This window comes from Candidatus Nomurabacteria bacterium, assembly GCA_020632395.1.
Taxonomy (GTDB): Bacteria; Patescibacteriota; Dojkabacteria; order SC72; family JAHDCA01; genus JACKFQ01.
Window position 1 is genome coordinate 1 of sequence record JACKFQ010000005.1, and the last position, 24,942, is coordinate 24,942.

The 24,942-nt window shown below is 37.9% G+C and carries 20 protein-coding genes; 14 read left to right on the forward strand and 6 right to left on the reverse strand.

The features are described from left to right. Nucleotides 1-73: 73 nt before the first annotated feature. From H6763_03685 to H6763_03725, 9 genes are all read left to right on the forward strand, one after another. The gene (locus H6763_03685) at nucleotides 74-2,482 is read left to right on the forward strand and encodes a hypothetical protein (GenBank protein MCB9803906.1); all 2,409 of its coding nucleotides are present in this window, start codon (nucleotides 74-76) and stop codon (nucleotides 2,480-2,482) included. Nucleotides 2,483-2,519: 37 nt separating this feature from the next. Further along, nucleotides 2,520-2,702 (forward strand): 50S ribosomal protein L34, encoded by a 183-nt coding sequence (rpmH, locus tag H6763_03690; GenBank protein MCB9803907.1) that lies wholly within the window; start codon nucleotides 2,520-2,522, stop codon nucleotides 2,700-2,702. 34 nt (nucleotides 2,703-2,736) lie between these two features. Beyond that, nucleotides 2,737-3,090 (forward strand): ribonuclease P protein component, encoded by a 354-nt coding sequence (gene rnpA / locus H6763_03695; protein ID MCB9803908.1) that lies wholly within the window; start codon nucleotides 2,737-2,739, stop codon nucleotides 3,088-3,090. After that, nucleotides 3,077-3,559: a hypothetical protein gene (locus H6763_03700; GenBank protein MCB9803909.1), complete on the forward strand. Its 483-nt coding sequence runs from the start codon at nucleotides 3,077-3,079 to the stop codon at nucleotides 3,557-3,559. The genes rnpA and H6763_03700 overlap by 14 nt, the downstream gene beginning before the upstream one ends. Next, on the forward strand, nucleotides 3,559-3,807 hold the full coding sequence (yidD, locus tag H6763_03705; GenBank protein ID MCB9803910.1) for a membrane protein insertion efficiency factor YidD: 249 nt from the start codon (nucleotides 3,559-3,561) through the stop codon (nucleotides 3,805-3,807). The genes H6763_03700 and yidD overlap by 1 nt, the downstream gene beginning before the upstream one ends. A gap of 276 nt (nucleotides 3,808-4,083) precedes the next feature. Beyond that, nucleotides 4,084-4,944 (forward strand): membrane protein insertase YidC, encoded by an 861-nt coding sequence (locus H6763_03710; GenBank protein MCB9803911.1) that lies wholly within the window; start codon nucleotides 4,084-4,086, stop codon nucleotides 4,942-4,944. A gap of 29 nt (nucleotides 4,945-4,973) precedes the next feature. Further along, complete coding sequence (locus tag H6763_03715) at nucleotides 4,974-5,531, forward strand: hypothetical protein (GenBank protein MCB9803912.1); 558 nt, start codon at nucleotides 4,974-4,976, stop codon at nucleotides 5,529-5,531. A 7-nt stretch (nucleotides 5,532-5,538) separates the two neighbouring features. Next, a complete protein-coding gene (locus H6763_03720; GenBank protein ID MCB9803913.1) occupies nucleotides 5,539-7,017 on the forward strand; it encodes an O-antigen ligase family protein in 1,479 nt (492 codons plus the stop codon). Nucleotides 7,018-7,031: 14 nt separating this feature from the next. After that, nucleotides 7,032-8,120, forward strand: coding sequence for a hypothetical protein (locus H6763_03725; protein ID MCB9803914.1), 1,089 nt, complete (start codon nucleotides 7,032-7,034; stop codon nucleotides 8,118-8,120). Nucleotides 8,121-8,254: 134 nt separating this feature from the next. Here the strand turns inward: H6763_03725 and H6763_03730 are convergent, their stop codons facing one another. The 3 genes from H6763_03730 to H6763_03740 form a co-directional block, all read right to left on the reverse strand. Beyond that, nucleotides 8,255-10,267: a beta-propeller domain-containing protein gene (locus H6763_03730; GenBank protein MCB9803915.1), complete on the reverse strand. Its 2,013-nt coding sequence runs from the start codon at nucleotides 10,265-10,267 to the stop codon at nucleotides 8,255-8,257. A gap of 64 nt (nucleotides 10,268-10,331) precedes the next feature. After that, nucleotides 10,332-12,797 (reverse strand): DUF2157 domain-containing protein, encoded by a 2,466-nt coding sequence (locus tag H6763_03735; protein MCB9803916.1) that lies wholly within the window; start codon nucleotides 12,795-12,797, stop codon nucleotides 10,332-10,334. Between the two features lie 55 nt (nucleotides 12,798-12,852). Beyond that, nucleotides 12,853-13,218, reverse strand: a complete 366-nt coding sequence (locus H6763_03740; protein MCB9803917.1) for a CoA-binding protein — start codon at nucleotides 13,216-13,218, stop codon at nucleotides 12,853-12,855. 84 nt (nucleotides 13,219-13,302) lie between these two features. Here H6763_03740 and H6763_03745 point away from each other — a divergent pair, with 84 nt between their 5' ends. The 3 genes from H6763_03745 (at nucleotide 13,303) to H6763_03755 (ending at nucleotide 15,658) form a co-directional block, all read left to right on the forward strand. Beyond that, nucleotides 13,303-13,956, forward strand: coding sequence for a hypothetical protein (locus H6763_03745; GenBank protein MCB9803918.1), 654 nt, complete (start codon nucleotides 13,303-13,305; stop codon nucleotides 13,954-13,956). 239 nt (nucleotides 13,957-14,195) lie between these two features. Next, the gene (locus tag H6763_03750) at nucleotides 14,196-15,011 is read left to right on the forward strand and encodes a hypothetical protein (GenBank protein ID MCB9803919.1); all 816 of its coding nucleotides are present in this window, start codon (nucleotides 14,196-14,198) and stop codon (nucleotides 15,009-15,011) included. A gap of 5 nt (nucleotides 15,012-15,016) precedes the next feature. Further along, on the forward strand, nucleotides 15,017-15,658 hold the full coding sequence (locus tag H6763_03755) for a M48 family metalloprotease (GenBank protein MCB9803920.1): 642 nt from the start codon (nucleotides 15,017-15,019) through the stop codon (nucleotides 15,656-15,658). Between the two features lie 242 nt (nucleotides 15,659-15,900). Here H6763_03755 and H6763_03760 read toward each other — a convergent pair whose 3' ends face one another. The 3 genes from H6763_03760 to H6763_03770 form a co-directional block, all read right to left on the reverse strand. Next, nucleotides 15,901-17,751: an ABC transporter ATP-binding protein gene (locus tag H6763_03760; protein MCB9803921.1), complete on the reverse strand. Its 1,851-nt coding sequence runs from the start codon at nucleotides 17,749-17,751 to the stop codon at nucleotides 15,901-15,903. Between the two features lie 318 nt (nucleotides 17,752-18,069). Then, nucleotides 18,070-19,620 (reverse strand): hypothetical protein, encoded by a 1,551-nt coding sequence (locus H6763_03765; GenBank protein MCB9803922.1) that lies wholly within the window; start codon nucleotides 19,618-19,620, stop codon nucleotides 18,070-18,072. Beyond that, on the reverse strand, nucleotides 19,604-20,812 hold the full coding sequence (locus tag H6763_03770) for a helix-turn-helix domain-containing protein (protein ID MCB9803923.1): 1,209 nt from the start codon (nucleotides 20,810-20,812) through the stop codon (nucleotides 19,604-19,606). Before H6763_03770 ends, H6763_03765 begins: the two co-directional genes overlap by 17 nt. A 216-nt stretch (nucleotides 20,813-21,028) precedes the next feature. On the opposite strand from H6763_03770, the gene H6763_03775 reads away from it, so the two are divergent. Further along, complete coding sequence (locus H6763_03775; protein ID MCB9803924.1) at nucleotides 21,029-23,062, forward strand: hypothetical protein; 2,034 nt, start codon at nucleotides 21,029-21,031, stop codon at nucleotides 23,060-23,062. A 194-nt stretch (nucleotides 23,063-23,256) separates the two neighbouring features. Next, nucleotides 23,257-24,549: a hypothetical protein gene (locus H6763_03780; GenBank protein ID MCB9803925.1), complete on the forward strand. Its 1,293-nt coding sequence runs from the start codon at nucleotides 23,257-23,259 to the stop codon at nucleotides 24,547-24,549. The last annotated feature ends 393 nt before the right edge of the window (nucleotides 24,550-24,942 follow it).

A 24,942-nucleotide genomic window follows, 5' to 3' on the forward strand; every position in this document is an offset into this window, starting at 1 on the left:
AGAATTACATCACTTGGCAAAGATATTTATGTATGAAATTGAATTAGATAATATATTCATATAGTATCAGAGTATGCTATACATGATTTTTACAGTTGTTTCTATCCTTGGGCTTACCATTCTAGCTTTTCTTGTACTTATTTCCTCAACTGTTACGAAACAAAACAAGTTCTTCTTTGTGATGTTGTCAGCTTCATTGTCGGTGTTTATCGGTGTGTTATTCATATCTAATGAACCAAAAGACCCTCTTTTCGACATTATCTCAAACAGAGCTCTCTACTTCTTTATCCCTTTCATAACAACCTCGATCTATCTTGTAATCAGTTCGATAATTGACCCAAAGTTCAAACCGAAAGCGGCGTTAGCATTGTTACCCATTCTGATATCACCATTAGCATTTAGCAATTTTGTTATCGATACGATTACATACCTAGATAAAACACCAGGGTACATGTTGGAGAGAGGTTTCCTTTATGTCCCCTTCTTAATCGTATCTCTCTCTCCAATAGTTTACTCTATCGTTTCGATGATACGTATTCGCTCAGATCTCACTGGTAGCAGAAAGCTAAAGATAACGATAGTGTTATTTGGTTTGATAATTGTCTCTTTCGGGATGACGACAACAAATGTTTTTCTACCAATTGTTTTAGGAAATAGCTCGACTGGATCTATCGCCCCAGTTTGGATATTTATCTGGGTTGTATCTTTATATTACGCAATTGCTCGTTATCGATTATTTGGGATAAGGTACATCTCAGGCAAGGTCCTTTTCTTCTTTACAAATGCAGTTTCCCTATATGCCTTTTTTAATCTCGGTTACTGGTTACATGTTAGTGTGTGGGGTGGTGAATATACTATTGAATCGATTACCTTTGGACTTTTTATTTCTCTGGTAATATTTACCATTTTCAACGGGTTTCTTAATTCTTCAGAAAGGGTAATAGATGACATTTTTGGCTTACGAGATGCAAGTACACAGAAATTCTTAGATCACTATCTCAAGATCATCTCTACTTCACTTCAGATTGACACAATTACCGATCAAACATTTCAAGCTCTACATGAACTGTTAGACGTTGAGAAGGTAGGTATTGTTATATTTCATGATAAAACCCATGAAATAACCTATACAAAATACTCAGAGAATGTTACGTCTCGATTTGGTACACATTATGGTATAAGCGAGATTCTTGACTACTGGGGAGATATGTCGTCAAAAGAAATCATCCTTCGTGATGAGCTTCTGGAGTACGCAGACAATAGAGAGGATCTAACTCAGGAGAGAAGGTTAAGGATTGGGAGGTTCGTAGCAATTATGCATGACGAGGATATTGAAGCAATATTACCTTTGAACAGAGCTATCAAGTTGAACGGGGTATTACTTCTCAAGCAAAGGGAGAGAAGTGATGCTTACTCTCTTTCAGAGTTGAATCTTCTGGAACAGATTATTTCAAACGTTTCGATCGCTTTTGGTAGGGCAGTATTATATAAGGAGGTAACGGAGTTCAATGAAACCTTGAGGTCGAAGATAGACGAAGCGACGAAGGATCTACAAAGTAAGAACTCTCAGCTCCAAGAAGTTCGCCGCCGCGAGCGCGATATGATGGACATAATGGGGCACGAACTCCGCACCCCACTCTCAATTATCAAGATCAAACAGAGCCTTTTACGAAGCAAAGCAGAGAAACACCCCGAGCAGTTCACTCGAGATGAGTTCCTACAGGTCGATGAGGCTATTCGTGATGCCCTTGAACGTGAGATACGCCTCCTTGAAACAATGCTCAGCTCAACAAAGATCGATGCTGGTAGGATGGAGTTGAACCTAGATGAGGTTGAGCTTAAGAGACTCATTGATAATAGTATACTTGGTCATACGTCGATGGCAGAAGATCATAAACTTGAACTTTCTGTAGAACCCTTCGACGAGACCCTTTCTATATTCGCAGATCCTGTACGAATTGCAGAAGTGTTAGACAATTTTGTTAATAACGCCATTAAATATACTCCGAAGGGATCTGTAAAGATCTCAGTTGAAACAGATGAGAAATTTGTAACTGTCCACGTAAAAGATACTGGGATAGGGATCTCGCCAGATGCTGTAAAGCATCTCGGGGAAAAATGGTATCGTGAAAATCAGTATATTGAACACGTTCATGAGAATGGTGATAGAGGATCTAATGGCAATAACATAGTCCGTCCAGGAGGATCTGGTCTCGGGTTGTATGTTGCTTTTGGTTTGATCAAGCAAATGGGTGGTAGTGTAAACGTTGAAAGCGAATTAGGCAAAGGTTCTACATTCTCATTTACTGTTCCAAGATTTGTCGGTCAGGAGGCAAAGATGGCAGGTGATAAAGGGAAGGATCTCTTTAAGAGAATGAAGCTTGAGGCTGAAGTTGTCGAAGGTGACTTATTTGATACAGGAACTTCAGATACTGAAAAGACATACTCTGATAATGGAAATTTGAACAAATCCTCCTCTTAGGCTATAATCCCTCGTCTAATCAATATTTATATCGCTGATGAAAAGAACCTATCAACCAAAGCAATTAAAAAGGATTCGAAAGTTTGGTTTTAGAGCCAGAATGAAGACCAAGGGTGGACGAAAAGTCCTTGCCAGTAGAAGGGATAAGGGTAGAAAAGCTCTATCCGCTACAGAAGAGTATACCTTACTCCGAAAGAAACCTAAGGCAAAAATGCGCTAGTGCTTTACACCCCAATTTTTAGTATCCTCGGTTAATGTTGGATAAAAAGAATAGGCTCACCTCACAAAGTGAGTTTAAAAGTATATATAGAAATGGAGTAAAGATTCGTGGAACTTTCGGTATGCTTATCTTTGTTTCAGATCGTTCTTTAGCCTCACCCCCCCTTTTCGGTTTTGTTGTGAGTAAAAAAGTTGGAAATGCTGTAATACGGCATCGTTTATCTCGTCAACTTAGACATATAGTGCGGGAATTTCTTTCATCTCATCCAACAGAACTTTACGGGATGAAGTTTAGTTATGTTGCACATAGTTATCCTGAGAAATTTCAAATCTTGAGAAAAGAACTGTATTCTCAATTGGATCAAAGTATTCGTTATGGCACTAAGTAATGGTGAACGAACAATCCAAGATCTGGAAGTTATGATGTATGAGCTATGGGACTCTTTCTTTTCAGATGTACCAAGAAAAAATCTTGTTTTGATCCACTTTGGCAAATATTCAGCAAGACGGCTTGGCTCGATCAAATGGGCAACTAATAGAAGCAAGATCAAGTATCTGATGAAGGATAAAGAGGAAGAACTAAAATTCCAAGACGACCCACGTGTTTCAATAATTACAATTACCCGATTCTTTGCATCTCTCTCTGTTCCTGAATTGATCCCCCGAATGACGATAGCTCATGAGATGGTTCACTATGCTCACGGTTTTCACTCCCCTCTACCTCAGCTTTATGATAATCCTCATAGAGGGAATATTGTAAATAAAGAACTTATCAAACGCGGTATGGGTAGCCAATTAGCTGAAGCAGAAGAATGGCTCAAACAGAATTGGGCAAAACATATTAGAATGAAAAAGTAATGAAATATATATTAATGTTCATAATTCGGATCTATCAGAAGACTCTCTCCTACGACCATGGGATCATGGGGAAGATCTTCCCAAATACGCGATACTGTCGATACTCCCCATCATGTTCTCAGTACGGTTATGAAGCTATTGAAAGGTTTGGAGCTATTCGTGGAAGCATAATGGCGATAAAAAGAGTTGCGAGATGTAATGCTTGGTCCACTCACCCACACTACGACCCAGTGCCGGAGAAAGTTTGAGTCATCCTATATAGACCCCTGACTGAAAGTTTGTTGGAGTGAATTAATTAATAAACTTCTCAAAGTACTAAAGTATGGAATATAAGCTTTCAGATCATAAATGAAAGAACCTTTCCATGAAAAGTTGCTTCTGTATGGGTAAACTGTTGCAATGATCCATAAAGTATTTTGTTATTAATTTTTAATTCCGCATTAACCTATACACCTCTATAAGTTAGCGGTATAATCCGGAAGTCATATGAAGACTTTGATATCAATTTACTAAGAGATACCCAAGTGTTATCGACTCTTTGGAAGACCCTGTTCTTCAATCCATTTTTAAATATATTGTTACTTCTTTACGTCATCTTAGGACAGAACCTAGGACTGGCGGTTATTGCTATGGCAGTAGTGATCCGACTACTCCTCCTTCCTTCTACAAAGAAACAGATGGAGATGACCCAAAAAATGGCTAAGTTGAAGCCCGAATTAGATAAACTTCAAAAGAAGTTCAAAAATAACAAAGAGAAACTGGCAGCTGAACAGATGAAACTATACAAGGATGTCGGATATAATCCGATAGGTTGTGTAAGTAGTTTTCTGCCCCAGATCCTTATATTGGCAGCAATATTCGGAGTGATCCGTACTATTAATGACGGGAATTTTGAGGGATTGTACGGACCAGTACATGACCTTGTTTTTGCAAACGGCAAAGAGGTCTTAAAAAATCTTAAGTTCCTATGGTGGGATCTTAATGGTTCGTATACAGCATTTGAAAATATGAGCTTGTGGGCTAATGAGAGATTACCATACTTATTCTTGGGATTAGCTGTTGGTGTTGTACAGTACATTTCTACTGTATTTATGCAAAAATTCCAAGGAACAGCACTACCTAAAAAAGAAAATAAGGGTAATAAGGATGAAGCAATGTCACCAGAGGAAATGCAACAGCAGATGACCAGATCTATGAGTACAATATTCCCCATACTTACTGCATACCTTACATTGAGCCAACCTGCAGTACTTGGTATATACTGGTTTGCTCAATCACTTATGTTCATAGTTCAATACTACTTCATAGATAAAGAGAAGTTTATAAAGACATTGAAAGATGTACTCTCATTCATTCCGAAATTAAACGAGAGTAAAACTGCCTGATTTTGATAAATTATTAATACTTAAATACTATGAGTGATGCAGAGTTGATCGCAGCAGTAGACCAGTACGTGAAAGAATTTAGCCAATTGATGAGCGTTGAGGCGGATGTTAGCTGTACCTTGTCTCAATCAGACAGTGGAGACCAAAGGGTCATAAGCATCACATACAATGGTCAAGATCTTGGTTATATGATCGGAAATCACGGAGCTCATCTGCGAGGATTGCAATTCATACTCTCGATGTTGATCAATAAGAAGTTTGCTTCTGAAGAAGAGAGATTTTATGTAAATGTAGATGTTTCGGGTTATAAGAAAAGCAAATTGGATAAGGTTGAAAGGATCGCAATGAGACTTGCAGATGACGCTAGGATACTTGGTGAGCCCGTAGATATGGAGCCAATGTCAGCAGCCGAACGACGAGTTGTTCATATGACCCTGTCAAAATTTGATGACATCTCTACAGAAAGTTATGGCGAAGGACAGGATAGATTTGTCAGAATAATTCCAAAGAGTGAAAAACAGTTGGGATTGATGGACGAATCAGAGGTTGATGATATACTGGGGACAGATGATCTGACCGAGGAGTGATAAAAACTTGGGTAGTTATGATCTTGTAAAAAGGGTTCTTGTAGCTGGTATGATATCAGCTGGAACCCTTTTTGTTATTTTAGGCCTCTCATATGGTGAATCGCGTGCAGTTGTTCTTGGGATCTTCTGTATTGCATGGGTTATCATCGCACTTAGAGCACATCTGTTCTCGGCATCAGTATTGATGTTGATCACCTCTATCCCATTCAATATCACTTATACGATCCCTTATCTGCTTGATAATGCATATGTAAACGGGATATTTGTGAATTATCTAGCACCCTCTCTTTCAATAATAGATCTATTTGCAGTACTTACAGTATTTACATTTTTACTAACAGGTAACATCAAGAAGGAACAGAAGTTGTTACTATCGGTATTGACTGGATATTTGGTATTTCACACAATACTTTTTCATGATTTGACAGTAATTATCCAATCATTTAGATGGTTAGCATATATTACATCATCAATGGCGATCTTCGCCTGGCTTCGTACCGATGTTGGAGGTCAAAAAATAAGTGTCGGACAGTCGATCAACAAGATCTATTCAATAATAAAGATACTGCTTCTCCTTTCCACAACCCAGCTTATATTAGGGATCTTTCAGTTGATAGGTGGAACTTCGATCGGTCTGGGCTTTATAGGTGAATCTATAGTAGCAGCAGGAAGAGCAGACAGTAGTAGTATCGCTCTTAAAGGTGATCTATATCTTCGTGCATACGGTACATTCCCACACCCCAACCTATATGCTGGATATGCAGTGTTTTGCATAATTCTTTCTGTTGGGTTTATCGAGACCATCTCGCAAACAAAATGGATGTCTAAGTTTCGACAGTATTTTGTAAGTATTGCTTTGATAATCACCTCTATACTTGCCGTACTTATAAGTTTTTCGCATGCAGGATATCTTGTTTTGCTAATATCCTGTTTTGTAGTAGTGATAGGCTTGTTTCTGAGAAAGAGGGTTTCTCAAAAACACAAATTTTCAAATGCATCTCTGATGCAGTTATCGACTATCTCTCCAAGTCTTAACACCTCAGATATTGATATGAAGATACCCTTTCTTGCCAAGGACAGATCTATATATGAAAGAATCCTACTTATCGAAAGTTCGATCAGATATCTTGGAGATCATTATCTTTTAGGTGTAGGTAATGGAAATTTCACAAAATATTTCTATGAATATGCTCCAGTTGGGATCTCAGGATTGACAATGCTACAGCCGGTTCACAATATTTTCATATTAATATTTGTCGAACACGGGATATTTTTTGGCGGTTTACTGACCCTACTCTTTCTAGGCTATATGCTCATTTCTGCTATAAGGACAAGGTTATCTCTCGTGTATATTTTGGTTATAGTGACTATACTGTTCATAGGGAATGTAGATCACTACTTTCTTACACTTTCACAAGGTCTGATGGTGTTTTTTATGATCTTGGGGTTGCCATATCTTTATCTGTGGTCATCAGAGGAACTTTGATGTAGAGTGGTTCAATGGTGAAAACAATTGTTATCGAGGGACAAGATCAAGTCGGTAAAGCTGATTCCACAGCAGCTATCGTTGATATGCTCTCTCGAGCCGGAAATCTTGTCCGTACTATCTCATACCCCTACTATGCATTACCTTTTGGAACTTTGGTTAGAGCTTTTCTGACTGAAAATGAAAAGTTTAGAAAGATCTCAGGCCTTGAGCATGTTTGGGATACTCCAAGACAGCTAGAGATAACAGGAGTTATTCTTGCACTTAATCGATTAGAGACACTTCCGGGGATCATTGAGACTGTAGATGATGATTCGATCTTGGTTTGCGATCGAGGTCCATACAGTATGTGTGTCACAGTAGCATATGGTTTGAACTACGGCTTGATCGAAGAAAATGATGTGTCAGGAATGCTTGATAAATTTCTAGATATTGACTCGGCTTATAGATCATACCTTGGTACTGATAACGCAATTATCCAATTGAAAAGTGAGGGTGATATCAAACAGGTCAGGTCAGGAGAAAGAACAGATACAGATATATATGAAGTAAGCACAGTACAATCTTTGACGCGACAAGTTTATGAGCAGATGTCGAAAAGGTTTGTTAATTGGGCAGAGGTTGTTACGAGATATGATGGGGTGGGTATGCGTTGGAGAGATCGGAAGGAGATACTTGAGGAAAATGGGTCTTTCCTAAGAAAGTGGGGTTTCAAAGTAGATATAGGATCAATCAATGATAATGATACTAATAATCAATATGATAAAAATATCGAGATGAATACAGATCTAAATGTTGTGAAGAAGAGATTTGTGGACATAGAAGATACCGCTCGTGCACTGTATGGGATCCATTTAGACAGAAGTGATGTTATTTTGTGGCGAGATGCACATGCTAGGAGAAATGAAGACCTGATCCATTCCAGTTCGAAGCATATCGGACAGAAGATCTCTCGTTTGGTGAAACCAGGAGATATATCATGGCCTACAGAGGTTGTTGATCATATCTCAAGGTTGATCAAAGAATACCCTGAAGTTCTTGTAATGGCGGAGAATATTCTGTGTAATGAGTTCTCAAGTGCTCTAAAGATCTCTGCACCATAAGTTATTTTTAGTTAACTATCATAAGTTAAAATGTAGAACTTATGATCATGTTGTGATACTTGTATTTGGAATGTCTTCTACACCCACAGAAAAAATGAGTACCTAGATGATCCCCAACACGGTATCTAAATATCTTAAAAGGACAATTCTTTGATAGTTTCCCAACTATTTTCATCTAGTACAACGACCCCCTGTCTTGAAAGAATGTACATATAATCATCGATATATACTGCACGATCGACAGTATATCCAGTTACGGTCTTTTCTAATGTTAGTGTATTATCCTTATAACTCATGATATGACCCCCTGTACGACCAGGTAAAAACACTACTTGGTGTTTAGGGTCATTTAAGAATGCATGGTGATTGCTTTCGATTTCACTCCAATAATCCGTCAAAGCATATTTACTGACCTCTATGGGATTACCCGGAGTTTTCACATCAAAGAGGGATACCTTTACACGACCATCCTCTTTTCCGATCCCCATGATCACATCATTCGAGAGAGGGTGTAAATATGATGAGTATCCCGGTATCTTCAACTCACCCGTCATTTTCGGATTATTCGGATCTTCTAGATCGATCACATAGAATGGATCTATTTGCCTATAGGTCACAATATAAGCCTTTTCACCTATAAATCTGGCTGAATATATGGATTCGGTTAAACCTAAACCCTCGATAGATCCTATCTGATCAAGATCCTCATCAAAGATGAAGATATCGTTTTGATTTTCTATACTACTTTGGAACCATTCACTCCATATCTCTCCTCCTACTGTTGTTGCAACTCTCAAATATCCCTCATATTCATCAAGTGAGAATTGATTTAGAAGAAACCCTGGAATATCTGCTGAGGCTACAATGTCTAGCGACTTAGTATCTATCTTTGTAATTCCTGTTGTCGAGAGACTTCTGACAGCAGAATTAATGTAGGTATCAAAAGAATTGTTCAGATTATTTCTAAACATGCTCTGTTCATCATCATTCATAAAGAGTACATATCTACCCATGACAGTCTCAAGCTCACTCAACTTGGAATATGATGAGATATCGTATTGATCTAACTGCTCTACCCTTTCAATTATCGCCTGTGTGAATAGAACTGGGTTTTTCGTTATGAAATCGCTAATGATTGCGTATTCATCGATACCGACCTGATAGGTTATGTACAGGTTTTCACCCGACATATAAACATCTGACATATATGCATTACTTAAGAAACTTAAAGTGTCTTTAACTCCTCCATCCTTAGGATCCAATTTAAGTACGGTGATAAGGGAGTCCGAATAGATCAACTGATTTGGTCGATATATATCTGTACATTCGATCATAGTGCTCATCCCCAACCCATCTTCGACATACAAGGGCATGGGACACGTTGGTTGATCTTGGATATATTGGTTCTTGATAATGTACAGTTCATCCATATACATACGAGAGGTGATTATTGGACTGTTAGAGCCTAAGGAGATATTCCATTCAGCTTTTGGAACTGCTGGATCACTTATATCATAAGCAACTATTCGATCAGAGTTGAGTATTATCAGCATTTCATCCACCAGATACATTTCTCCACCAACATCAATCTGAGATAATAGAGAAGCATCCTCCGGAGGTAATGCAGAAATGATCTTTGTGAGGCCATTATTTGCCTGAGGTTCTCGTTGGATCGAAGGCGAATCATAAACATCATCCCAATAATTAAACAAAGATAATTTTTCCTTCGAATAGTAGATGTTTGTACCATCTGTCTTAACGGTATCAGCTTCGTCTACAGAAAGGATTTGGGTATTTGTAGTAGAGTATCTTTCAGAGTAGGCTTGTTTGAAATCAGTTGAGAGTGGGGGTGTATCATCTAATGCTGGAGACTCTTCGAGTAGGTCTTGTCCGGAAACTGCGTTCGACCATTCTCGACCATAAGAATTGTTCACTAATGCTCGTGAATCACTGAGATAAGAATAAAACTCTTCTTCTGTTGAAAACTTCGCTACACCCAAGTTGGTTTTTGATACAAAAGGGGTTCTATTCTTGGGAACCTGATCTGGGTCGATATTACTATAAAGATAAAAACTAAGCCCTATTATCACAAGGACAATAAAGATAGTTGTTCCGATTATCACCCATAGATCGATATTTTTTCTCACAGCTTTATTATTTGAAAAATTAAAATAACACCTAATTAAGAGATGTTCAGATCTATTTCTCTTGTTACCTGCTTTCCTCTCCTTCCTTATCAGTGGTAATTTTGTTAATTATATAGATCGATAGGGTTATCAGGATCACCCCTACTAGACCTACATACATCCACCAAGGGATCGAGATCAAAACATCCCATAGGCGAATTATCAGCTCTACAAGAACATATACGGATGCGATTATGACGAGTAACTTATCTTTCTTGTATGAACCGTAGATAAGTTGCAGACCCCCAAGGATCAGAAGGAGTATTCCATGGTACACCCTGAATTCAGGTGGATCGAAAATGCTTTGTATCAAACATACAGATAGTGGGATGATATTTGCAATCAAGAAAAATCCTTTGGATAAGTAATTCTTATCTTGTGTTAGATATGAAAGTACCCCGAGGTATATAACTACTGGCATCGCATATAGGTGGGCATTTGCATATGCCGGTGTATCTGAGTGACCCAATATATGCCAGAAGAAATATACAAACCACACTCCGACGAGGTATCTATACCACCTCATCGTGCGATCTACTGAGAAATATATAGATATAAGCAGTATCATAAGTATAACTACCGACCAATCATGTTGAAATATCGGATCAAGTGATAGAAGGAGGTAAGAAAGTGATGTACCAACAGCCGAGCATTGAAGCTTGTTCAATACATCCTTTTTGAACCCTTTATATTTTAAGAACTCACCTACCCTCCAAAGATTCCCCAAGATAAGGATGATAAAAGTCATGAGGATCAACCCCTCTAGGTAACTTGCTCTATTCCAGAAAGAGAATGTCAAACTAGAGAATATAATAGAGACGAAGAGTACATATGTAAGCCTACTTTTTTGCGATATGAGCAGAGACAGAAGCACGAAGGAAACCAGGATCAAACTCGAAAGGAAAAATATCCCACTTTCACCGGATGAAAGTATGACTGATAACAACATGAATATAGTTGCACCAATATATCCCCAAAAACTTCCCCGTTTTGCATTCCATCTAATTATCCATTCTGAAAAATATAATGCAAAAGGTATCAATATCGTCAACCCGTATATCTCTGAGCCGTAATTTGTTCCCAACTCTTGAGATATTTTGAAGGTTATCATTACGGTAACTGCAAGATCTAAAGGTATATTAAATATCCTTGTCCACGAACCATTGTAATTAGAAGTTTTGATCCTGAAGAGAATGGATATGAGACCCAGAGAAAGGATAGCAGGTAAAGTATCCCAGTATTCGATACCTATTGGTTTATTCCATGGTAATGCGATCGAAAGGAATAGTGACATGAATATCATAGGAGCGACAAACCTCCTCAATCGAACTGATGACTGATATCTCCTTGTCATAGATATCATCCATGTTATTACAAGTAAGCAAAGCGAGATAACTAGGAATTCATAAATATCAGCATTAGCAGAGATCAACATACTTAGAACTATCAGCTTGAAAGGAAACCAAGCTCCATCATGCATCAATCCAAAGCTTCTTTTCTCGAGGATCATACCTAATAGAGTGAAAATATAAGGAAAAAATAGGGAAATAGTAAGGATCAACTTAGTATCGAGTTCGACTATCCTGTACAAGATACTAAAAACAAAGATAATATTTAGTGCGTCAGCAAAAAGATAGAAGAACCTAAACAGGTTGAAGTTCAATAAGCGTTCTCTCTTTGATCTGAAGATGCTTCTTATGATCAACCAGAAGAGAGGTGTTAGAAAAATTACAAAGCTAAAGCGGTGTAATGGTTCACTTACAAATGCACCTGATCCGTAAATGAGGGTCGAAAATGCAGAGAGGATCATCACCCAAAGGTAGAGCTTTTTTTGTACTGTAATATATGTTAATGAAAATACTGCCGTCAACAGAATTGAAAATATTGCCCAATAGTCAGTAAAAGTTAATGTAAGGGTTTGTTTGACACTAAAATTCCAGAATCCTACCCCAGTCAGAATGAACGCTGCAGATGCTAAAAGAATGAAGGTGTCAGAAACTTTCTGATACTTCCTGTTTCTGGAGAATAGAAAGGCTAGTAGGTATAAGATAACTGTTATGCCTATGATCAGAATTGTCTTGATCTGATCGGTAAACGAGTCCCAGTTAAATGCTACGAAAAGGAATATCGCGAACCCTACCAAAAATGCACCAGAATAGAGCAGTACAGAGCTGTTATCCCACTCTTTTTTTAAGAATCTCTCGATGAATGTCTGTTTTGATCTTTTAACCCTTTTCTCTTTTGTGTCAGGAACTTTATGTTCGATAGAACCTTTCGGGTGGCTATCTTTTTTTGTAAACTCATCGTCTTTCGGTATGTCATCATCTTTTGTAACGTCATTTCCAGAACCTTTTGTTTCAATTGCCTGTGTAGAAAGCCCCTTTCTTCTCCTGTTTACCAACCACTTTATAGTGTACACAAAACCTATCATGGCAAAGATATTCCAACTACAGATCAATGCTAGTGATATGGTTGAAAAGATGAAGTTCATAATTGAGTGTAACACCTTTTGTTAAAGACCTGTACCGCTAACTTATAGACCTACCTTATAAGTTAGCGGACATAATACACGCGCCAGAGATCACGGACACACCATTCTCCTCGCAATAAGCTATAGCCTCATCACTTTCGCTCCCGGGTTGCATCCAAACACTTCCGATACCGAGGTCGACCACTTGCTTCACGATATCCATAGTAACTGTTGGGGGTACTACGGTCACAACAACATCAGGTTTAGGCTCAATTTCGGATAGAGAATGCGATACGGGTAGATCTAAGATCTTATCCTCCTTAAGATTCACAGGAATAACATGAAAACCGGAATCCTTTAGATTCTTTAAAACCTTATAACCATACTTTGAGACATCATTTGAAGCGCCAACTATGGCATAAGTGAGTTTCTTAGAGATCATTAACGTCTATTACTTAAAATTATATTAATGATTATATCAGTTTGAATGTTGAGGACAGTTCTTCTGATTTTGATATAATTCAGAATGACATTGTTACAACTATTTGAAGAGGTGAGATCAATTCATGATACTCACTACCCTACGCACGATCTTTGTCCGATCATGGGTGGTGGTTGTATTGATAAACCAAGGTATATGTTTGTATTTATCAATCCAACCATCCGGAACGTTAGCACTGACAGTGATTGGACCGGCCAACGTTTACCGTTTATAGGTACGAAGCATATATGGAGGATCTTCAATAGGGCTGGGCATTTTCCTGATAATTTATTGGGTGAAATAGAGAGTAGAAGTGAGTGGGAACCTGAATTTGCTGGTAAGGTCTACTCTGTTTTGGAAGAACAAGGCTTCTATTTTACAAATGTAGTAAAGTGGGCAGGGTCAAATGCAGATCTGCCAAATTCAGAAATGATCCGAATATTTTCACCGTTACTGCTTAAGGAAATAGCTATCGTTAAACCAGCGAATATTGTGACATTTGGTGCTATTCCCTATCGAGCAATTACAGGTAGAAATATAGTACTTGGAGAGTATTATGACCGCGTTATTGGACAAGGCAGTTTAGAACGAGAGGTTTTTGAAGTTGATAACCACCAAACAAACCTTGTACCGTGCTACTTTCCAATTGGTCGGGGGAATCCGAAGCGGGCGGTTGAGGTACTGCGGTTGTTGGGGTGAGATATTGGGAAGTTGAAGTATCGTATCATTGAGATCATAGGGTCTTGAAAATGTGTAACTTGATCTTTGCGAACTTGTTTTTATCGTATCATTTCATGCTGAGTTTGTGGGTTTCAACTTGCTGTGTATATGAGTCCCGCTATTGACGACATTCCCGACGTCACAAATCGTATAAATAGCCTATCATAGAAGTGTTATATATGATATAAATAGTCAAGATAAGCTTATCTGACGTAAATATGGACATCATCCGGGTGTTTGAGAAGTTTGGTCTAAAAGAAGATCATTTAAAAGTATACAAAGCTAATTTGGAATGGGGTGAGACAACAATCTCTAACATAGCTTATAAATCTAGATTACCAAGAACAACTGTGTACCAATATCTAGATGATCTAATTAAAGTTGGTTTGATCAAGCAGATACTTAGAGATAACAAAAAGAACTATGTTGCAGCTGATCCAGAAAAGCTTGTTAGTATGCTTAATGATGAAAGTCTTGATATCCAAAAGTTAATTAAGATTACGCAAAAAACAATGTCACAATTAAAATCAATACAAAACAATAGAACCGATAAACCTAAGGTACACTATCTCGAAGGAGAGGAAGGGATCAAACAAGCCTATGAGATGACCTTAGAAGCATCGTCAGAAGTATGTATTCAATGCTATTCTTCAAACTACGAAAAGGTTGTGAAAGGAGATTTCCTAGAAGACTATTTCAAGAAATTCTTTTCTTCCGATATTCGTTCACGTGAATTGATAACCGACACAGAAAGTGATGAAGAATGGGCAAAGAAATGGGGTTCAAAGAAGAATTTACAGATGATGGTGGATATATCCACAGTCAAAAACGCGATCGAAACTGATCTGATGCTGTTTGATGATAAGGTTCTATTTGTATCATTTAATGAAAAGAACCCTTATGCACTACTGATCGAGGACCCTGACATCTTCAATGCAATGAAAAGTATGTTTGAACTCTCATGGAAGGAAGCTATCAGGTCTGACAAAAGGATCGTAAGGGGTGAAAAGGTAAGGACAGCTTACGAAGATTAGTTTTTATGAGTACCATTACCTTTTTAACAACATTTCTGATCACCGCAGATCTTTTCCAGATACGACACTTCGTAATAGGTCTAATGGATCCAACTGTAGAGAAATCTCACCTCAGAGATAAAAGAATCTTAAAATTGATCAAAGACGTTGGTGGATTTAAATTGGAAAAGATCTGGGTGATAAAGTCAAAGAGAATGTTTGGAGGGATGTCAGGATTTGTAATTAAACCTGTAATGTTTTTATCAAGTAAGCTTCTTGAGGTGCTTGACCAGAAAGAATTAGATTATGTGATCCTACATGAAGCTGCACATTTCAAATTTCATCATCCTCTACTCCTAACTGTTACACAGGGTGTTTTAATTGTGTCTGGAATATATATGGTACATAGCGGACCTCTCTATATAGCCTTCTCTGTCGCTTTTCTGCTTGGAATTATATATATCCAGATCGCACGGATCACAGAAAGGGTTGCTGAGAATTTTGCAGCATCAAATATTGCAGATCCTAGAGATATGATCAGTGCGATAGAAAAATTCGAAGCGCAATGGATGAACAGAAGAAGAAAGAGAATATTCATGAGGGTTTTTTCATGGAATATCCCATACCCTGAAAAAAAAGAGATCGCAATGAGGTATATAGAAGATTGAGGATAATTTGTAAGAAAACATAGTTCAGACTCAAGGGTCAAAGATAGAGCATTTCAGGTGTGAGGTCTTCATTATGAGATCGGTATGCGACCACTCGGATTACATCTAAAATCCCTAGACATAACCTTTGCCATAGAATAAGTAGTAGAATATCCAGAAGAAATTCTTCACAGAGAAAGTTAATCTTTAGAAGGTTCTTAGTAATTCGAAAATATCTAGAGGTCTTTATCCAACCCTTCCGACTATAAGTTAGCGGGTTGGTAACCTTCAGCCTGTAGATTAAACGCCTCAGAGTATACGCCCTTTATCTCCATCAACTCTTCATGACTCCCTGATTCGATCAGCCTTCCGTTGCTCAAGACGAAGATCTTTTGAGCTTTTCTGACCGTAGAGAATCTGTGAGAGATTATTATAACCGTCTTATCTTCGGTAAACTGGTAGATCCTGTCAAATATCTTATGTTCCGCCTGAGCATCTATCGAAGCAGTTGGCTCGTCTAGGATCAAAATACGAGTGTTTCTATAAAAATTTCTGGCTATTGCGATCTTCTGAGTTTGGCCTTTGGAAAGTTTTGTTCCGTCAGTAAATTGTTTAGAAAGGATCTGACCATATTTCTTGTCGAGTTTCTCAATAAAAGAATGTGCATCAGCTGCTTTAGATGCCCTCTTGATCTCCTCTAGGTTAAATTCTGCGTCCGGTTTTCCGATCCCAATATTTTCTTTTACGTCTAATGCCTCATAAATGTTGTAATCTTGAAAGATCGCACTGAAAGCCTTGTAATACGAAGTAATTGTATACTCGTCTATAGGAATATCATTAATTAAGATCTGACCTTTTGTAGGCTCATAAAATCTCAAGAGTAATTTGATCAGGGTTGTTTTACCTGCTCCATTTTCTCCTACAATAGCAACTTCATCGCTAGGATGTATAGTCAGATTTATATCTTTTAAGGAATATTTTTTCTCTTTCGGATATTTGAAAGAAAGGTCGCGGAATTCGATCTTCATAGGTTTGCTTAGATCGAGCTTCTTGTCGCCCTCTTTAATTTCCGATCGAATATCAAATAGATCTCTGACGTATGTGATGTATGAGGAGTTATCTACAATTTCTAGAAAGATCCCAAACATATAATCTAATTCACCAGAATAATCCATGAACCTACCTCTGTAGAAGGTGAAGTCTCCTATTGAGAACTGGCCCTGTAATAATTTTTGCAGAAGAACAAGTGGTATGATCATTAAGGTTAGTGCATTAAGGAAAATTGAAAATAATTCTCCACGAACTCTCTTCTTCAGAATTTCCATCTCTTCAGTCCAGTGTTCTCTGAAAATTGATTTGACACGTTTGTAAATATAACGGTCAGATCTAGTTATTTTATGTTCTGGCAACTCGGTTTCATCTGTAAGAGAGCCTCTCAACCACCACCCTCTTCTATTTCTCTCGATATTATTATTGTAGAAGTTCCAAATATTTCTAATAAACTTTGCAAAAATTATGTTGTTTGGAATGGACAATATCGTCACAAAAATAAATAGTAAGGGAGAAATTGTAAAGGATATGGTTCCAGTAATAATCGTGGATACCAGTTGAGATGTAAACTCTATTGAGGATTGGGTCAACACCTGGATTTTATAGAAGTTGTCCTTTGCCTTTTGTATAGAATCGGAGATCCTTGGATCTTCGAATTGTTGTACATCTAGTTTGGAGATATTTCTCACCATCTCCAATTCAAATTCTCTAAAATGTAATCGTCGAAACTTATCGTCATAATATCGCCTTATTCTCCTTGTGAGGTTTTGTAGAAAGTAAGACAGTGCCATCAGGCTGATAGTTGTGAAGATATTTCGGATGTCTTGTAGACTCCTTATCTCTGTCAATCCTTGATCCACGATCTGAATTATCTCATCAAGAAGTTTCGCTGAAAAAAATGCCTGAATTGTAGGAACAGCTGAATTGATCAAAGAGGAAAGGATAAGAATAGACGAGTCGAGGCGTGAAATTCTAAACATCTGTTTATACACCCAAATGCTGTTAGAGATGAATTTTCTAAGCTTTTTGACACTCATCCTTTTTTCCTGAGCCTTTTTTTCCATTATTACCCAAGGCAATCTTAGCTCGCAGTATAATAGCTTCTGATCAGTGTAGCGTCAATATTGACTTATATAGCGCAGTTTGTGATAATGTATTATAGAAAGTTCCTTTAATAAGAACCTTTTCTGTGAACCCCATGAATATTAACTCCCGAAAAACCTTGAATATCGAGGAATATTTTTAGATTACACCCTTCTCACCCCAAAATAGTAGTCGGTATTTTTGATGCTATCGATATTATTCGTGCTAGATAGTCGTGCTCTTTCTTTCGTTGTTTGAAATGTTTGGTTGTGTAGAGAAAAGATCCTCAGAACGAAGCTTCAGTGATAAATAACAGGTATAAGCTTCTGCTTCCTCCTTCTAACCCCAAGGTCAAAGAGATCTAGTCTTGCATCCTTAACATCCATTTCAGTTGGATTGATATCAGCCTCAGATCTAATACTATATGCATCCACACCTTGTACTATCAGTTTGTCAGAGATCTCAAGTAGCAAACTATCAAGCATAAATCTTCTGTAATCTTTCCGGTCCTGATCAGCCCACCTTCCTATAAGATGACCTGTTTGTAGATGAGTTAAGTCTGCAGAATCGATACTTTTCTTACCATTAAGATATTTTTCGTGGAGACCAAGCGAGTGAATGTAATGTAAAGGATATTTTTGTAGGAGCGATTGATCAGATGAGATCATCTGCATTGCTTCCATAAAAAGTTCTGTGTACTTTTCAAGAATTGCAGTATCACCAAGCAACCTAGAAGCCTGTAACACTATGCTTAATATACCCGTTTTCCCAAGTAAATAAACTGACTCAACAGGATTCTGTTTATGCCATTCAAAATATCGATCCGCTGCAGCGGTCATCTTCTTACAGACCAAAGCTAGCTCCCTGACACAATCATAATTATTTTCAAGATCAAGATCGTCTAAAGAATCGTGGATGGTTAGACCCCTTAACATTTTTATGATTATCATCGGTAATTTTTGAGAATAAACAGAGGAACTATCTATTACCCTCTCTTTCTCTTGCAACGTGACCTCACTATCTCCGAGTTTTGCCAAAAGATTTCCCACAGCACGAAGCCCTGAGGCTGTTATGTTGTAGGGATTTATTACTGGGTCTGTTCCCTCATCCCAGGGGACAGGTTTCAATAACTTAGCATGAAGTTTTCCTAAAAGATCTAAATAGAGTACGATCGCTGGGGCTTCATGGTTGGTTGCCCTATGTATTTGGATCAGGTCACGGTCTGTATCCGAAACTACTGCAAAAAGCTCGTGTCGTTGCTTAGGTTCACCTGATATTTGGGCTGAATTCTGATACCTATAAGTGGTAAATCTATCTCCTAGTGTTCCAGCAGACATTGCTGCTAGTGTCCATCGATCTTGTAGATGTAGGAGCATTGCACCGGGTACTAAGACGTCAGTATCAGACACATCAGGTCTGTAAGGTTTAGTATAAGGTGATTTCTCTCTTGTCATCTGATTATATATAGAATTTGCGGTAGATCCGTAGACGATCAGCATATTATGCCTCACGTTTAAGAAGCTCATATTAGAGAGATATTCTCTCAAGAAATCAATATCAATACCATGATCCCTAAGTATTTGTAAATCGTTTATTTCAACCAAGTGTTGTCTGTGACGTAGTAGATCGTTCTCTGTCTCCCTTATGCCAAAAACTGTATTAGCATCTAAACCATGCGGTCGTAATTGGGTAGAACCACTATCTAAAACAGCAAAAGCTGCAATATCAGACGCCCCACCTAGAAGCCCTAGAGTATCAGGATGCGTTGTGTGTGTTTTATGGTGAAGTTCTTGTTGTAAGGGAGGCGTGTTAGCAGTTGAAATAGCAGGATTCTCAAAAGGATTTGCCATACTTGCGCTCTCCTCTAAGATATAAAACCACACCCCTATTACGTATAACCTCTAGATCATAACCGTAATCAGACAATTTTTTTCTCAACCTACTGATCTGCTTATCTAGAGCCCACTCAGAGTAGTTGTCAACCCATTTCTCACCCCAAACTATCTTAGCAATCTCCTCTTTAGTGATAGCTTGATGCATATTTTCAACTAATGCATCGAATATTACTCTCTCAAGCGGGGTCATATCGATAAGGTGCATATCAATATCTGGTTCCGCAATATATTTACTTTTAAGTATCGACTGCTCACCGACCGATAAACACAGTTGCTCGTAGATATAAGTCCTATCCTCTTTGGGTAAGAGTTCGATCAACTTCAATTCTTTAGACACAACCCCAGAGATGTTTCTTACCTCTGGAAATTCTTTTAAGAAATCATCAACTGAACGCCCTATCCACGAGGGCTTGTTATGTAAAGATTTTACGATGTATTTGTAAATACTGTAGTGACCACTACATAAATTCTGAGCAAAAATGTGCAAGTCGTCTGAAATAGTAATTCCTTCGGTAAGTTCGAATCTCTTCCTGACATAATCTAATTCTTCTTTATCTAAGCTGGGCAAATACTGTACATCCTGGAAAATTGACTTTTGCAAATTTTTGAATGCATCGTTAAATAACAAGCTAGGGTTAATTATCGGACAAATGAGAATGATCTTTTTATTTGAAAACCAGCCGTGTAGGTAGAACCTTTCTATGACTCCAAGTAAGTCTGGGTTATCTGAGATATTTTTATCTAAACCCATGATGAAAAGAATATATGTTTTACCAGAATTTTTGATGTAATCTTCAATAATTTGAAGAGCTAGATCAGTTTCTTTCGCAGTTATCGCTATAAGTAAGGAGTTTTTTTCTGATCTTGGCATGCGCTTAAGGAAAGGTGTTATTAAAGAATTTAGATATCCGAATTGATCAGATCCATCATATCCACTTGAAAATAATAACTCGAATTCCTCCAAATCCGTCATTTGTCGTAACAATGACTGATCTTTGTTTTCAACTACTCCTTTCAAAAAGGCACCACGTCCACTTAAGGGTAATGATACAAGGAGAATATTATTGTTGAGTTTGAACCCGTTAAAGATCGGAGCATATCTTTTCATTAACTTTTCTTTTGGAAGTGGGTAGTGATAATTCTCCATTTAAACGGCAATAGGAAATATGTCTTATATTAAATCTACAACAGAAATACTTGAAAAGAAAGGTATATAAATATCTGAACACCGCTGGTATTTAATGATCATCTAGGATCGCAAATCAACAACCCTTTATTAGAAGTCAGTTTCGGTCAAGCCCAGGTTGTGCTATAGGTCTATTATCCTGTTGTAAATGCTAGATAACTTGTTCAAATAAATACTATGAGTATAGAAAATGGTAATACTGGAAGTTCCGAAGTCGAGTTGACCCCAAAACTTGTTGAAAAAGTTACGAATGCTGTGAGAAATGCTTTGATTACTTATGATGAGACTTGTGATCCATCACTAAACCAAGATGTGGAAGGTGCTGTAACTGAACATCCAGGGGATGGTGTACCATGCATTATAGTGCAAGAATTGTATCAGACTGTAGTATCGCGTGATGGTGGTTTGTGCGTGGTCGACAGGGATGGTAATTTGAAACTACTATTTGAGGGAAAAGAAAGATACATAATTTTACCAGCAGAACAAATCCTAGAATACCAGCAATTGATAAGTAAATTGAACGCCCTTAATCCAGAACTAGTACAGCATCTTACAACTATACTTGGTAACATAAGGACTCATGATCTTCCACATATATCTAGAGAATTGCGCGATTTACAGATTCATACCAGGGGTAAAGAAAGAGGCATTGTTTGTTCGTCCCACTCTGAGATTCAAAAGAGTCTTATGAAAAGCCTTCCTAGTGGTAAAGGATATGAAGATGCATCTCAATTTAGTACCTTCAAACAGAATAGGTTAAATGAAACTGGTGAGTATTTAACTGCTAATACAATGTTGTATCTCTTACAGACGAAACCTCCTCTTGCACAAGCTGTTCTATCTGCTATAGAAGATGAGATTGCAAAAGAAGAAGAGCAAGGTCGTGAAAGTTTTCGTAATGTACTACCTATAGTAGTTAACTGCTTCGAAGGTCTATTACAAGGAGAAGATCGTATCGTTGTCGCACAAAGGTATAACGAAGAAACAGGTTTATCTGGTGATTGGATTAGTTCAACTGAACAAAGAATTCATGATTTGGTAGCAAGGACTCGAAACGAATACACCCTCAGTCTGAAAGCGCTAATGGAAGAGTTATTGACTTCACTAAGTGGTGGTGAATTTTCACAAGAAAGAGCCGAAAAACTTGGCATACCTACAGGGGTTGTAGATATGATATACCGAGTTCACCAACAAGGACAGGAGGCCGCATTCGCTGATCTGTTACAAATATTAGCTTCATCAGTAAGAATGGAAGCAATAGTTGTTCCTAAGGATGCTAGTGCTGGAATACAAGAAGTAGTTAAAGCAATTCAGACGGCCTTCAGAGAACAAAGATTTCTTGATATGTTTGGAGGGGTAAATGCGTTCCTTGGGATCATTGGCTTATCAGATCAAATATACATTGGTATGGCAAGATCTTATGGACATTTGAATGAAGCCCAGCCAGGGCAAGTTGATCTACGTCAATGGATCGAGGAAGAAGGAGACTTAAGAATAGTTCGCGAAAAGATCCTCATGGAAGCAAGTAGACAGTGGTTTGAGAGTGCAACGAGGAAATTGGTTGAAGGATCAACTTTATTAAATGCAATTGGAGTTACCCCAGGTGAAGTGGCATTGTTTGCTATTCAACCGGATATACCAGGTATGGCAAATTTGTTTGGATCTACACTTAATAGACAGGGAGAGCACGAAATGTCTGAAATTGTTGCAGGAAAATTTAGTGCAGTACAAAGTCTACATGCGTTAGCAGCCGAAATACCAAGTATTCAAGCAATAATTGAGGAGAATGGATTACTCATAAATGCTTTTGATGGAGTAGTAGCCATATTCTCTGATACAAAGATGGGTAAAAGAAAGGCCACACAGTGGAGAGACGCTTTGATAACAAGTATCCTCCAACAGGATCTAAGTGTATCTATAGGACGGATCACATCAGAATTAGAAAAGCAGGAATTAGTGAAAAGAGGTGGGGATGAAGGTAAGAATCTCACTCAAAAACTCCAAATTTTACTTGGAGTTCAGATGACAACTAGAGAGGACGACGAACAGAGTGATGTTGTTGAAATACTTATTACAGATGGAGTGTACTATGTCGTTAAAGCTTCTGGTGCGATTGACAGATTAGACGAAACTTTCGAAGTTGTGATCAGTACTACAGATCAAAAAATAGCTGAATTTTATCGTTCAAACATAGTACAAAGTTATCTTTAAGGTATCGGATAAGTTCAATTTGTGTTGGCTAGATAGGTATTGTAGAGATATGTAGCTTCGATACCGATCAACCATACACAGCTATTTGTTTGCAAGTTTATTGATCCTCAACTGATTAATTTAAGTCAGTTTCGGTCAAGCCCTCGTATCACTATAGGTCTATAATTGTACACATTACTTATTTAGGTATCGTCATGAATTCACCTGATACTGCTGTTCATTCACCAGAAATGAATGAGACGACACCATATTTAGAGGATTATGTAAACGACTTAGCTCGTACCAACTCGCCTTTAGATCCAAGGGAATGGCATCCAGATCGGAGGATATATAGGCTTCCGCTAAGTTTTGACAATTTACCTAACCCTGGCCTGAGTAGTTATAGGTTTAATGATCAAGCATTACATCGGAAAATAGAAAGCGCGAAGGAGTTATGTCTTAATCTTAGAGCTATTAATTCACCCGTTAGTCAAGAAAGGATGGGTTCTTTACTAGCAAGAGCTGGTTTATCCCTTGATAGTAGATTGAATTATACATGTGAAGATTATCCATACATACCACTGTTACACGATATATTAGGTTACGAATATCCAGGTTGCAGAGATTTTTATGAAGATCCCTCGTCACATGAGTCTAAACATAATCTTCAGATTGTAATCAATGCATTGAATTCGAGTGCTTGGCAGAATGAAATGCTCAAACGAGAAACATTTAATCAGATTCGATTTTCTAAAAAAGTTGGCGGCATTGAGAACCTTGCTATACCAGGATATTCTGAAATACCTCCCTCAATAGATAAACTGATTGGGATGATTGCGAATGAACTGGATATAGAAAAAGGTTCTGGACAATCAGCATTGGTTCATGAACTATACAATGCTGCCCTTGTTATTCTCAACGAAAACGCTTCGTTAGATATATTAGGAGAATCTCAAACAGATCGAAGCCAAGTATACCCATCAAAACTTCATGAGCTTGCAGAGATAGTCCGAACTTACCTTCAACTTAGGTTAGAAGCGATAGAAACTATTGATATAGGGGCACTTAACCTTGCTATATATTTTATAGATGCGAAAAGAGAGCATGAACAAAGTATTCGTCAGATCGATCCCCATTATAAGCCCCTATCGTATGAGTTTGATCTTGATAGTGTCACAGTTGGTATGGGAGTAATCATGGAGAAATTCGCAATAAGTAGCCTAGAGATATCTGGGAGGCTTAAGGAGCTGTTTAGTTCAATGTTACAGACCAGACATGGTGATGATGATTCTTACTTCGATCTGTGTGCAGCAGTTATTCGTCTCTTGATCGATAAATATACAAGGGGAAAAAAACCTGTAACATCAGAGCAGGTTGCAGAACGTATCCAGAAAAGTTTTCTAGGAAAGGAAAGGTTCGCCTTACCAATGTTCCCTGATAGGAGAGAGGAAGATACAAGAAGGATAATGCGTTCTGATACTTATACCTCTAGTGATCTAGGTGACTAGGTCTATTTCGAGTTTGTTGGGAACTTGTCTTTTTTGCTATTTGTCTAAAATGAAGATAATGTATAGGTGAGGTAATATCTGAGCTCCTACTTGTACTGGGGCTGTGAGTAAAAGAAGGTGCGATTATCTAGTAAAATCATAGATTTATGTATTTTGGGGGTGTTACAAGAATCAAACATTGACATTCATGGGAGTAGATACAACTCAGGTAAGTATTTTGCCACCACAGACAAATAATACGATATGGACGATTTCATGTAAACCGTCCTTGTCACCTATTGTAGGCATATCAGATGCTCATAAATGTAGAATACTGATTAAAGGATAACATTTGTTTAGTTGGGGAAGAAATTTAGTATTATATGGGAATTGCGAGATCTAAGGGTATAAATC

What these genes read in the sequence shown, in the direction of transcription:
- H6763_03685 (MCB9803906.1), top strand. Translation starts at nt 74, where the DNA reads ATGCTATACATGATTTTTACAGTTGTTTCTATCCTTGGGCTTACCATT.
- rpmH (MCB9803907.1), top strand. Translation starts at nt 2,520, where the DNA reads ATGAAAAGAACCTATCAACCAAAGCAATTAAAAAGGATTCGAAAGTTT.
- rnpA (MCB9803908.1), top strand. Translation starts at nt 2,737, where the DNA reads ATGTTGGATAAAAAGAATAGGCTCACCTCACAAAGTGAGTTTAAAAGT.
- H6763_03700 (MCB9803909.1), top strand. Translation starts at nt 3,077, where the DNA reads ATGGCACTAAGTAATGGTGAACGAACAATCCAAGATCTGGAAGTTATG.
- yidD (MCB9803910.1), top strand. Translation starts at nt 3,559, where the DNA reads ATGAAATATATATTAATGTTCATAATTCGGATCTATCAGAAGACTCTC.
- H6763_03715 (MCB9803912.1), top strand. Translation starts at nt 4,974, where the DNA reads ATGAGTGATGCAGAGTTGATCGCAGCAGTAGACCAGTACGTGAAAGAA.
- H6763_03725 (MCB9803914.1), top strand. Translation starts at nt 7,032, where the DNA reads ATGGTGAAAACAATTGTTATCGAGGGACAAGATCAAGTCGGTAAAGCT.
- H6763_03735 (MCB9803916.1), bottom strand. Translation starts at nt 12,797, where the DNA reads ATGAACTTCATCTTTTCAACCATATCACTAGCATTGATCTGTAGTTGG.
- H6763_03740 (MCB9803917.1), bottom strand. Translation starts at nt 13,218, where the DNA reads ATGATCTCTAAGAAACTCACTTATGCCATAGTTGGCGCTTCAAATGAT.
- H6763_03745 (MCB9803918.1), top strand. Translation starts at nt 13,303, where the DNA reads ATGACATTGTTACAACTATTTGAAGAGGTGAGATCAATTCATGATACT.
- H6763_03750 (MCB9803919.1), top strand. Translation starts at nt 14,196, where the DNA reads ATGGACATCATCCGGGTGTTTGAGAAGTTTGGTCTAAAAGAAGATCAT.
- H6763_03755 (MCB9803920.1), top strand. Translation starts at nt 15,017, where the DNA reads ATGAGTACCATTACCTTTTTAACAACATTTCTGATCACCGCAGATCTT.
- H6763_03760 (MCB9803921.1), bottom strand. Translation starts at nt 17,751, where the DNA reads ATGGAAAAAAAGGCTCAGGAAAAAAGGATGAGTGTCAAAAAGCTTAGA.
- H6763_03765 (MCB9803922.1), bottom strand. Translation starts at nt 19,620, where the DNA reads ATGGCAAATCCTTTTGAGAATCCTGCTATTTCAACTGCTAACACGCCT.
- H6763_03770 (MCB9803923.1), bottom strand. Translation starts at nt 20,812, where the DNA reads ATGGAGAATTATCACTACCCACTTCCAAAAGAAAAGTTAATGAAAAGA.
- H6763_03775 (MCB9803924.1), top strand. Translation starts at nt 21,029, where the DNA reads ATGAGTATAGAAAATGGTAATACTGGAAGTTCCGAAGTCGAGTTGACC.
- H6763_03780 (MCB9803925.1), top strand. Translation starts at nt 23,257, where the DNA reads ATGAATTCACCTGATACTGCTGTTCATTCACCAGAAATGAATGAGACG.